Below are 9,439 nucleotides of genomic sequence, written 5' to 3'. Positions count from 1 at the left end.
GCAGTGATCGACGCGCAGTCCCTGCGCGCGGCGGCCACGGTGCCCGCGGCCTCACGCGGATACGACGGGGCCAAGAAGGTGCCGGGGCGCAAGCGTCACATCGTGGTCGACTGCCTCGGGCTGCTGCTGGCCGTGCTGGTCACCGCGGCCGACGTGACGGACCGGGACGCCGCGATGCCGCTGCTGGAGCGCGTGCGGGCCCGCTACCGGAAGGTTGTCTTGGTCTGGGCCGACGGCGGCTACGCGGGTCGCCTGGTCATCTGGGCGATGGAGAAGTTGCGACTCACCCTTGAGATCGTCAAGCGGACCGACGATGTCTCCGGCTTCGTGGTGCTGCCCAGGCGCTGGGTGGTCGAGCGCACGCTGAGCTGGCTGATGCGCTCGCGGCGCCTGGTGCGCGACTACGAGACCCTGCCCGCAGTCCACGAGCAGATGGTGCTGTGGTCGATGACGATGCTCATGACGCGGCGGCTGGCCCGGCGGCGAGCGTGAACCGGCCCGGGGACGGCTCGACGGCCCAACCCCGGTCCGCCAGCCGCTTCATCTTCGACCGGACCCCTTCCACGCTGGCCGGGGTCTGCTCCAAACCGAGTGCGACAGCGATCTCCTGGCACGTCATCACCGCGTTCCGTCCCCTCCCTTGCTCGGCGAGCGTGGCGAGGAGGCGCTGGTAGTGCGGAGCGAGCACGTCCACGGACAGCGCGGGACGCCACACCGGGACGATCGAGCCCGCTCGAGCCGCCCTCGGCGCGGGAACCTCGGCGGACGCGTTCGTGGCGGGCTCCGACACGGAAGGCTCACCGGCTCCAGAGCCGGCCTCACCTGCCTCCGAAGGCCGCGGCACGGACAGGACCTCGCTGACGCGCTGCCTGGCGATCAGTCACTCGTGCCAGGCCGTCTCCGCTTTCGCGAGCTCGGCGAGCACCCGGTCGGCCACATTCCGAAGCTCTTCCACGCGCTCCCGCGCGGCCAGCTCCCGTTCCTCAAGAAGACCCACGACCGACGCCATCCCGGCACCTCCACCAGCAAGACAACCCAACGGCCCGAGCATGCCTCGCCCATGCCGACATCATGCCTGAGCTGCGAAAACACGCCGATCAAGTTCGGTACGACAACGGCTTCTGAAACCAGTGAGGCACCGCCAGACCCAGCGAGAGCGGACAGCAGCCCGGCTGTCTCACGTCTCGTTGTCGTCCATCAACAGGTCCGACAACGAGACGTGAGACAGCGACAACGAAGGGTGCGACGGGACAACCCTGCCTGGCACGCGAAACGGTGAGAATCCGACAACACGGTTGAGACCGAGTGAGAATCCGCCAGCTTCAGCGCGACAGGACAGCCGAGATCAACGTCGGCCGGACCCATGCCTAGTGCCGTGACCGCATAGGTTCGCCGGGTTGCCGGTTGGGACGGGTGGCCCGGTGCGCTCTCGCCGCGGTAGGGGCACGATCATCAGCCTGGCCGCGGCTGAAGCCGCTCCCCTCCTATGACCGCGGTGTGCTGTGCCAGCGCCACGTGGTGAGACGAGGGTGCCCCGGCAGTTCGGCGCGGCCGGTGGCCCACAACAGGGTGAGCCAGGGATCCGCGCCGCCCGGAGCCTCCGGAAACAGACGGGCGAGCACCCGAGAGCAGAGAGCGGAGGGCGGGGTCCAGGCAAGCCCGAAGCCTTCCGCCGCATCGTGCATGTGTACCAGCGTCTCTACCACCCCCATCGCCGCGAAGCCTTCAGGATCCGACACCCCGGCGGCGTGGTGGGCGCGGACCCGGGGCGGCGTCGTACGCACCATGGCGACCAGCAGCGCGCCGCACGCCTCCAGCACCTGCACCAGGCCGGCCGGACCCGCATCACGCTCCGCGAAGAGGAAGTACGCGGGTCCGTCCGGCCTCTTCTGGCGCAACGCGAAAGGCACATGGGTGTCCAGCGGCGGGCTCTGCGGCCCCAGCTGCACGGCGTAGTACAACAGGTCGTTGGCGAGGTGCTCGACGGTCTCCCAGCAGTCCCACTCCAGCGAACCGGCCTTACGGCCCCACCCGTCCGGGGGTGCGTCCCGAAGGATGCCCACCGCGAGCCGCACGGCAAGGTCGACGTCGTCCGCGGTGACGGAAGACAAGACTGATCCGGTTTCGACTGATCGAGACATGGCAGCACCGTATCGCGAGGGAAGAGGGCAACCCCTTGGCCGGGGCGGCGGTTCTGGCGCTTGGATGTGCGGAGACGTCCGTCCGATGGCTGGGGGTGTGGTGGCAGAGCCTGTCCGTGTGCGTAGGGTCGTTCCGGAGGACCCGCCCTTGCCTCGAGTGAAGAACAGCGGCGGGGCGGGCACGGACCGGCTCCCGGCAGTGGGCCAAGACGCCCGGCTGGATGTTGCGGGCGTTCCCTGACCCGGCTGCCCGAGCCCGTTCGATCTGATGCTGGACACCGCCGGGTTCTGACCGCCCGGCAGCGGTCCGGGCCCGCGTACCGGTGCCCGGATGACAGACTCTCAGCATGAGTGATCGATCCGGCCGTCCGGCCCGGCGTCCGCTGGCCCAGCCCTTTTCCCACCGCGACGCGGTGGTCGACCAGCCGCTCGGCGAGCGGCTGCTGCCGGTGGAGCGCTCCCCCTTCTCCGGGCCGGCCGACCATGTCCCGGCCGGCCATGTCCCGGCGGGTCAGGCCTCGGTGGCGCGCCCCGCGGGCGCCGGACGTCGGCCCCTGGGGGAGGGCGGGCTCACCTACACCGGCGGCACGGGGCTCACCTGAGTGACCCTTCCGCCGGATCCTGCCCGATCGGCATCGCCAAGACCGACGACTGAGTCCGAAGCACCCCTCTGGCAAGGCTGCTGGCAGCCCTGACCGGCTGCCAGCACCTCCCCTGCACAGGCCTGCTCCTGACGGTCTGCCCACCGTGTGAGGGCGTGGAGCCGGTGAACTTGTTGGTCGGGTTCGTGAAGTGGGCGGAGGTTCGCAGGGCTCCGGAGTCGTCCCGCTGGAATCCCATAGCCTCGATCCGGGGCCGGAGGTGTTCGACGTATTCGGCCTGGCGGTCCGCCGGGATGCCGGAGAGCCGCTTCTCGGTGACCTCGACGACCCGGCCGTCGTACTCCGAAGAGGCGTCGTTCTTGATGCAGTTGGTGCCGTTCTCCCGCTCGCTGACCGTGGTGACCGGTTGGGGCAGCCTTCGCTTCCGCCTGGACCGCGCCGCGAAGGAGCCGACTTTCGGCACGGTCGGCCGGACCAGGCTGGCCCTCGACCCGGGGGAGGCCAGCACCGTGGAAGTCGCACGGATCACTCGCCTCGACGAGGTCGCTCTGTCCTGGCCGGTCCAGGTGCAGTCTCGGCTCTGGTGGGGCCGGCTCACACAACGGCCCTACCGGACTTCGTCGTGGTGGCAGCTACCCGAGGCTCTCTGCGACGTGGATGAGTTCCGCGTCCGAGAGCCGTGGGGGGCCGCCGGTGGTGACGACGAAGGTATAGGTCCCGTCGGACCATGTCAGTGAACGGGGCCCGTTATGAGGATCCGGTTGCGTGATGGTTGCGGGGTGGCCGTTGACGCTGGCGCCCCGGCCGTCCGGTGGTGTGCTGTTCCGGAGAGTCTGGCTGATGATCAGGGACCCCTGTTCAGGCTCCGTTCCCAGCCGGTACCCGCTGGCCCAGGTCGGGGTGTCGGTCGGGAGCGCAGCCAGGCCGGGCAACTGGACCATCCTGCCTGCAGGGTAGGGGTAGTAGTTCTCCGGCAGGAACGCGGGCCGGAGAAGGTTGCGTTCGTCGAAGTGGACGGCGGGCTTGCCCGTGGCGTCGTTCAGCGTCCTGGTGCCGAGCGGTTTTTTCAGGTGGGTCGTGATTTGTCCGTATCCGCCCAGGTCGCAGAACCTCGGACGGACCGTGTGCCGCAGGGAGACCTTCACCGCGCCGGCGGACTCGCGCGCCACGAGCTCGGGCTGCTTCTCACAACCCCAGCCGATGCTGAGTGTCAGGGTCTGGTCGTCGGAGCTGAGCAGCAGCAGCTGGCCGGCCACGGGGCCTTCGTAGACCTTGGTTTCCGGGCCTCGGTCCATCCATGCGTTGATTGCGAAACCGCCGCCGAGAATGGCTATGGCAGCCACGGCGGTCAAACGATTCCGTCGTCCGCGCTTCGACACCTGACGGACGGTACTTTGCGTCACGGGCCCTCCCCGGCGGTCATGGCCATGCTTGCGGCACGGCGTGTGCGAAGTCAAGCGAGGAGGGAAGCGTCATGGGCAAATCACTCAAAGATGGCGAATTTGATTGCCGAGAAATGGCAAAGCCCTGACGATTTCGCCCGGAAAGGTCTCGCAAGGGTGATTTTGAGGCTTTTATCTGCGGCGCGCTAGGCGCCGGCTCTGAACTGCCGTGTTGTGCAGCGTCGCCCACGAAGGTTCTGATTGCATTCAATTTGGGGGAATCGAATGGTTTGAAAAGCAGCTCCGGTCGGAAGTGGATAATTCTAGTCGCTGCCCTGCTGGCGTCGGTGTCCGCGATTGCTCCGGCTATCGCCATATCGAGGGATGGCGCCCCTGCCGCACCGTCGGCTCAGCCGGGCCACGCACCTAAGGAGAAGTTGCCCGCCGGCGGTACCAGTGCAGCCGCGCTGCCAAGAACCACCAAGCCGGAGGTCGTCGAGCTCATGAAGAAGCAGGAGGTCCTGGACAAGGTCGTCGACCGTATCACCGGAGGGCAAGGGGAGCAGAACCGGGATCGGATCCCGGGATTTTCCGAAGTCGAGGTCGACCCGGGGTTCAACCGCATCGTCTTGCGCTGGAATGGGGAGCTCCCGGGCTCGGTTCAAGGTGTGCTCCAGGACCTTCCAAAGGGCGTGAGCGTGCAGGTCGTGCGGCTCCCGCATTTCCCGCACCGCAATTCACTCAGCGTCAATCGCGTTCCACTCGAGCGACAAAGCGACGGAAATGACTCATGAGGTTCCGTGCGCGTCGTTTCGCAGGAGCGTGTAAAAGAATTGAAGGGTAGGCGGCAGATGAGTCTTCACAGCCAGCACACCGCCCCCGCACCCGAATCCACGTCGCACCGGCGACGTGTCGAATGCTCCTCGCGTCCGGGGCTCGCAAAGGCCGGCGGCACGCTGGTGTTCCAGACCGCGGCCCTCGGGGACGGGTGGGACGAAATCCCGGATTGGATGCGTTATCAGGGGCCCTGGTTCTAACAGGCCTTCGGGGTTCACCAGCACGATCTCGGCGATCTCGACCGTGTCGGTGAGCCCCGAACAACCCCTCGACCACACCTTTGCCTTCAGATCGCCCACCCCGCCGGCCGCGCTGACCGCGGTCACCGCATGGCTCCGGGACGGGTGAATCGTCCGCGGGTGATCGAGAGGACCGTGGCCCGGCTGAACGGCTTCCGCCGACTCCACCGCCGCTACGAACGCAAGGCCGACCACTTCGCGGCATTCGCCAGCATCGCCGCAGCCGTCATCTACTACCGCAGACTCTCCAAATGAGATGACTTCTAAATCGGCACCGCCCGCAGCCCTGTCCGAGGGGATCGACGTCCGGGCCGTCGACGCGATCTGCTTCGCGGACCCGAAGTCGAGCGTGATCCACATCGTTCAGGCGGTGGGGCGGGCGCTGCGCCAGTCCTACCGCGAGGGCAAGGTGTCCTGGGTCATCATCCCGGTCTACCTCCCGACCCCGGAGGTCGGCGACGACACCGCCACCGCCCACCCGGCCGAGGTCCACGGCGCCGGCGAAGCCGTGAAGGCCGAGGCCGACGTCGAGATCGAGGCCAACTCCTTCCGCACGATCTGGCGGGTCCTGCGCGCTCTGGCCGCGCACGACGCCCGGGTGGTCGGCCGGATCACCGAGCTGCGCGGCAAGCGGGCTCAGGGCACCGCGCACACCACCGCCGCCAAGGCCGCCGAGGGCGAGGCCGCCGAGGCCGGGGAAGGCGAGGCCGGGGAAGGCGAGCAGCAGCCGGCCCTGGTGGAGTCGCCGATCGAATGGCTGCCGCCGCTGAGTCCTACCTCTGCACCTACCTGACGGACTGGACGGCGGTGGAGACCCGCTGGGGCCTGTCCGTCGATGCCCGGGAACGGGAAGCGATGGAACAGCTCGCGGCCGGCAGCCCGGACGAGACGCTGACCGTGACTCTCGCCCGCTGACCGACTGCCGGTTGTCTCAGCGTCAGGGGCGGAGTGTCTCGATGGTGGGCTCGAATCTCTAAGCCGCCAGTGCTGACCAGCGGATTCATGCGGGCCGTACCAGGCCCCCGCATACCAGCGGTTGCCCAGGCGATGGTGAGCGCTGGTAGGAGGTACAGAAGGCATAGCCCTGGTCCTGGTCGAGGACCAGGGCTTGCGTGGTCCGGACCCGGCGTGCGTCAGGCAGGGCGGCCCGCCCACACGGCGGGGGTCCGCTGCGCCCAGGGCGCGGCTCGCTCCAGCTGTCCGGCGAGGCGGAAGAGGAGATCCTCACGTCCGTATCCTGCGGCGAACTGGATGCCGATGGGTAGTCCGGTGGCGGGGTCGGTCTCCAGGGGGACGGACATGGCGGGGGTGCCCGCGATGTTGAACACGGCGGTGAAGGGCGAGCGGTGGAAGAGCTGCTTCAGCCAGCCGAGACCGTCGGCGCCTTGCGCGCCCTCGGCATATGTGCCCAGCGGGACTGGCAGTTCGGGCAGGGTCGGGGTGAGCAGCAAGTCGCAATCGGTGAAGTACCGGCCGATCGCGCGGCTGACGCTGTTGCGCATCGCGAGCGCGCGGACGAACTCGGCGCCGCTGACCTGCTGTCCGTAGGCGTAGCTGGCGAGGATCTCGGGTTCGACGGTGGTGGAGTCGACGGGCCGCCCGAAGGCCGCAGCGAAGTCGTCGATCCACGTCACCAGGTTGGTGCTCCACAGGCGGGCGTTGGCCAGGACGAACTCGTCCCAGCCGATGCCGAGGTCGAGGTGGACCTCCTCCACCCGGTGACCCAGCGACTCGGCGAGCCGTGCGGAGCGGAGGGTGGCGTCGTCGACGGTGCCGTCGACGGCCCGCCCGCCCCACGGCCGGGTGAGGAGGCCGATCCGCAGGGAACCGGGGGCGCGGGTGACCTCCTGCGCGTAGGGTCGCTCGGGCAACGGGGCGACGTACGGGTCACCGGCCTCGGGGCCGTGGACGAGGTCCAGCAGCGCGGCGCTGTCGCGGACCGAGCGGCTGAGGGCGCCGTGGACGGCGAGCCCGTTGAAGACCTCGTCCGCGTCGGGGCCCATCGGTATCCGGCCGCGGGTCGGCTTCAGCCCGAACAGACCGTTGGCGGCGGCGGGGACACGGATGGAGCCCGCCGCGTCGGTGGCGTGCGCGATCGGGACGATGCCTGCGGCGACGGCCGATCCCGAGCCGCCGCTGGAGCCGCCGGGGCTGCGGGTCGGGTCCCACGGGTTGCGGGTGGCGCCGTACAGGAGGCCTTCGGTGGTGGTGCTGTAGGCGAACTCCGGAGTCGCCGTGCGGCCGAGGGTCACCAGCCCGGCGCGACGGAAGCGCGCCATGAGCGAGGAGTCGGCGTCGGCGACGTTTCCGGCGGCGAGGCGGCTGCCCAGCTCCGTGCGCCGGCCGGCCATCGCGATGGCGAGGTCCTTGATCAGGAACGGCACCCCCGCCAGTGGCGTGCTGCCTGGAGCCGGCGTGTCCTGTGCGGGCCAGGTCTCGACGACGGCGTTGATCCGCGGATTCACGGCCTCGGACGCCAAGCGGGCGGTCGAGGCGAGTTCGGCGGCGGTCACGTGGCCGCGGGCCACCAGGTCGGCCAGGCCGACGCCGTCGTAGGTCACGTACTCGGAGAGCTTCATCGCGTCCGTCCAGGGATTGGTACCGGCTGCACGAGACTGATCGGTATCTTGTGAGACCGAACGGTATCGTGCGGGACTGCTCGGTACCGTAGCATCGATGTCAGGCGGCGCGACGCCCCGCCAGACCGACGAGGGGCCGCATGACGAACACGGACAGGGCCGGCAGGCAGAGCAGGGTGGCCACACTGCCGCCCCGGGAGCGGATCCTCGACGCGGCGGAGGAGCTCTTCGCCCGCGAGGGGATCAAGGCCGTGGGCGTGCAGGCGATCGCCGACCGGGCCGGGACCACCAAGATGGCGCTCTACCGCCACTTCGCGACCAAGGATGCACTGGTCGAGGAATGGCTGCGCATCCTGGCCGCCGATTACACCGCCGCCTTCGACCGGCTGGCGGACGAACACCCCGGCGAGCCCCGGGCGCAGATCCTCGGGATCGCCCGCTTCATCGCCGACGATCTTCCCGGGATCTCCCACCGGGGGTGCCCGTTCATCAACTCCGTGGCGGAACTGCCCGACCGTACCCACCCGGCGCGCCGGCTGATCGAAGCCCACAAGGCTGGCCAGCTGCGCCGCCTCACCGACCTGTGCACCCGGGCCGGACTGCCCGACCCGGACGAGGCGGCCGCAGAGCTCACCTTCGTCCTCGAAGGAGCCCAGGTGAGCGCCCAGAACGGGAGCGTCGAGCACGCGGGCGAGCGGCTCATGGGGATCGTCGGTGCCCTCCTGGACCGGCACCCGGCCCCCAGGGTCGCCCGGTGAGGGGTCGCGCCGCAGGGCGGCCCCGGCCGTACGCCATGGCTGTCCGTTAGGGCGGGCAGCCGCAGGGACCCCGAGCGCGGTTCAGCGCACAGGTCCTGAGCTGCTAGTATTCCTTTTGTCGCGAGGGAGAATGATTCCTCGTCAGGCGTCAGCGGTGCTACCAGAGCACGTCCTACTTTCAGTAGGAAGAGTCCGTGCAACCCGGGCCTGGCGCTCCACCATCGGACGGGGTCCGGTACCTGCTCAGGTGCCGGACCCCGTCCGCGTTGCCGCGAGCGAGACCTTCGGCGGCCTTCTCGAAGACCTGACCGACAACCAGTGGCTGGTCGCCCCCTGGCGTGAGCTCGCCACCGCCTGGGATGCCCCCCGCTCCCCGGAGACTATCCTCGGCCTGTGCACCGAGCTGCGCTGCGAGGCTGCCGACGCCGCTGTCGACATCGTCGTCGCACGCACCCACCACGGATCGGATGTGTAGGCTCCCAGCGACATCCGGTACTGCCCGGTCTGCGGAGGCGGCGAGGACGGCTACCCGGACGAGGTCTACGTCGCCACAGGGCCAGGGATGTGGAACCTGGTCACCGTGACGGACCCCGTACTGGCCGCGGCCTCCCGGATCCACCGGCGGGCAACCGCCGGGACGCCGGAGAACCGCAGCGTCGACCTCTACAAGGCGCTCCGTTCGGTGATCGTCGCGACGCTGCCCGCAGGCGAGGCCGGCTACGCGGCCTACCCGGCCCGCCTGGAGGAGCTCGCGATCCGCCGCCGCGAGCTCCTGCGCGGCTTGTTCACCCGCTACGGCCCCCGAGCCGGAAGTTGTCAAGTCAAATGAGACGGTTTGACACTATATGGACTGTTGTGCGGGCACTGTCTCCGGCTTGGGCTGGTTGATCCAGACCTTCTG

13 protein-coding genes and 1 pseudogene are annotated in these 9,439 nt (G+C 69.3%); 9 read left to right on the top strand and 5 right to left on the bottom strand.

Going from position 1 to position 9,439, the window contains the following annotated elements:
* Positions 1 to 492, top strand: a 492-nt coding sequence (locus ACH4E7_RS44635; RefSeq protein ID WP_396254963.1) for an IS5 family transposase, incomplete at its 5' end; no start/stop codon positions are given.
* 388 nt (positions 493 to 880) lie between these two features.
* Here ACH4E7_RS44635 and ACH4E7_RS44630 read toward each other — a convergent pair.
* Together ACH4E7_RS44630 and ACH4E7_RS44625 are read right to left on the bottom strand one after the other, a co-directional pair.
* Positions 881 to 1,009 (bottom strand): hypothetical protein, encoded by a 129-nt coding sequence (locus tag ACH4E7_RS44630; RefSeq protein ID WP_396254962.1) that lies wholly within the window; start codon positions 1,007 to 1,009, stop codon positions 881 to 883.
* A 475-nt stretch (positions 1,010 to 1,484) separates the two neighbouring features.
* On the bottom strand, positions 1,485 to 2,141 hold the full coding sequence (locus tag ACH4E7_RS44625; protein ID WP_396254961.1) for a hypothetical protein: 657 nt from the start codon (positions 2,139 to 2,141) through the stop codon (positions 1,485 to 1,487).
* Positions 2,142 to 2,488: 347 nt separating this feature from the next.
* Here ACH4E7_RS44625 and ACH4E7_RS44620 point away from each other — a divergent pair, with 347 nt between their 5' ends.
* The gene (locus ACH4E7_RS44620) at positions 2,489 to 2,743 is read left to right on the top strand and encodes a hypothetical protein (RefSeq protein WP_396254960.1); all 255 of its coding nucleotides are present in this window, start codon (positions 2,489 to 2,491) and stop codon (positions 2,741 to 2,743) included.
* Here the strand turns inward: ACH4E7_RS44620 and ACH4E7_RS44615 are convergent.
* Together ACH4E7_RS44615 and ACH4E7_RS44610 are read right to left on the bottom strand one after the other, a co-directional pair.
* On the bottom strand, positions 2,736 to 3,251 hold the full coding sequence (locus ACH4E7_RS44615) for a hypothetical protein (RefSeq protein WP_396254959.1): 516 nt from the start codon (positions 3,249 to 3,251) through the stop codon (positions 2,736 to 2,738). The two genes, ACH4E7_RS44620 and ACH4E7_RS44615, sit on opposite strands and share 8 nt — an antisense overlap.
* 124 nt (positions 3,252 to 3,375) lie before the next feature.
* On the bottom strand, positions 3,376 to 4,146 hold the full coding sequence (locus ACH4E7_RS44610; RefSeq protein ID WP_396254958.1) for a hypothetical protein: 771 nt from the start codon (positions 4,144 to 4,146) through the stop codon (positions 3,376 to 3,378).
* Between the two features lie 482 nt (positions 4,147 to 4,628).
* Between ACH4E7_RS44610 and ACH4E7_RS44605 the strand changes: the two genes are divergently transcribed.
* From ACH4E7_RS44605 to ACH4E7_RS44590, 4 genes and pseudogenes are all read left to right on the top strand, one after another.
* Positions 4,629 to 4,919 carry a hypothetical protein gene (locus tag ACH4E7_RS44605; protein WP_396254957.1) on the top strand — a complete coding sequence of 97 codons (291 nt, stop codon included), beginning with the start codon at positions 4,629 to 4,631 and terminating at the stop codon, positions 4,917 to 4,919.
* Between the two features lie 354 nt (positions 4,920 to 5,273).
* A pseudogene (locus tag ACH4E7_RS44600) lies at positions 5,274 to 5,456 on the top strand (IS5/IS1182 family transposase); the annotation flags it as partial.
* A gap of 1 nt (position 5,457) precedes the next feature.
* Entirely contained in the window at positions 5,458 to 5,994 is a 537-nt protein-coding gene (locus ACH4E7_RS44595) for a hypothetical protein (RefSeq protein ID WP_396254956.1), read from the top strand.
* Positions 5,955 to 6,116 (top strand): hypothetical protein, encoded by a 162-nt coding sequence (locus ACH4E7_RS44590; protein WP_396254955.1) that lies wholly within the window; start codon positions 5,955 to 5,957, stop codon positions 6,114 to 6,116. The genes ACH4E7_RS44595 and ACH4E7_RS44590 overlap by 40 nt, the downstream gene beginning before the upstream one ends.
* 218 nt (positions 6,117 to 6,334) lie before the next feature.
* Here ACH4E7_RS44590 and ACH4E7_RS44585 read toward each other — a convergent pair whose 3' ends face one another.
* On the bottom strand, positions 6,335 to 7,780 hold the full coding sequence (locus tag ACH4E7_RS44585; protein ID WP_396254954.1) for an amidase: 1,446 nt from the start codon (positions 7,778 to 7,780) through the stop codon (positions 6,335 to 6,337).
* 140 nt (positions 7,781 to 7,920) lie between these two features.
* Between ACH4E7_RS44585 and ACH4E7_RS44580 the strand changes: the two genes are divergently transcribed.
* The 3 genes from ACH4E7_RS44580 to ACH4E7_RS44570 all read left to right on the top strand — a co-directional run bounded on the left by ACH4E7_RS44580 (position 7,921) and on the right by ACH4E7_RS44570 (position 9,367).
* The gene (locus ACH4E7_RS44580; RefSeq protein ID WP_396254953.1) at positions 7,921 to 8,538 is read left to right on the top strand and encodes a TetR/AcrR family transcriptional regulator; all 618 of its coding nucleotides are present in this window, start codon (positions 7,921 to 7,923) and stop codon (positions 8,536 to 8,538) included.
* A 247-nt stretch (positions 8,539 to 8,785) separates the two neighbouring features.
* Positions 8,786 to 9,013: a hypothetical protein gene (locus ACH4E7_RS44575; RefSeq protein WP_396254952.1), complete on the top strand. Its 228-nt coding sequence runs from the start codon at positions 8,786 to 8,788 to the stop codon at positions 9,011 to 9,013.
* 105 nt (positions 9,014 to 9,118) lie between these two features.
* Positions 9,119 to 9,367, top strand: coding sequence for a hypothetical protein (locus tag ACH4E7_RS44570; RefSeq protein WP_396254951.1), 249 nt, complete (start codon positions 9,119 to 9,121; stop codon positions 9,365 to 9,367).
* Positions 9,368 to 9,439 lie beyond the last annotated feature (72 nt).

It is taken from the genome of Kitasatospora sp. NPDC018058 (assembly GCF_044327205.1).
Taxonomy (GTDB): domain Bacteria; phylum Actinomycetota; class Actinomycetes; order Streptomycetales; family Streptomycetaceae; genus Kitasatospora.
This window is presented reverse-complemented; position numbering and strand designations above follow the sequence as displayed.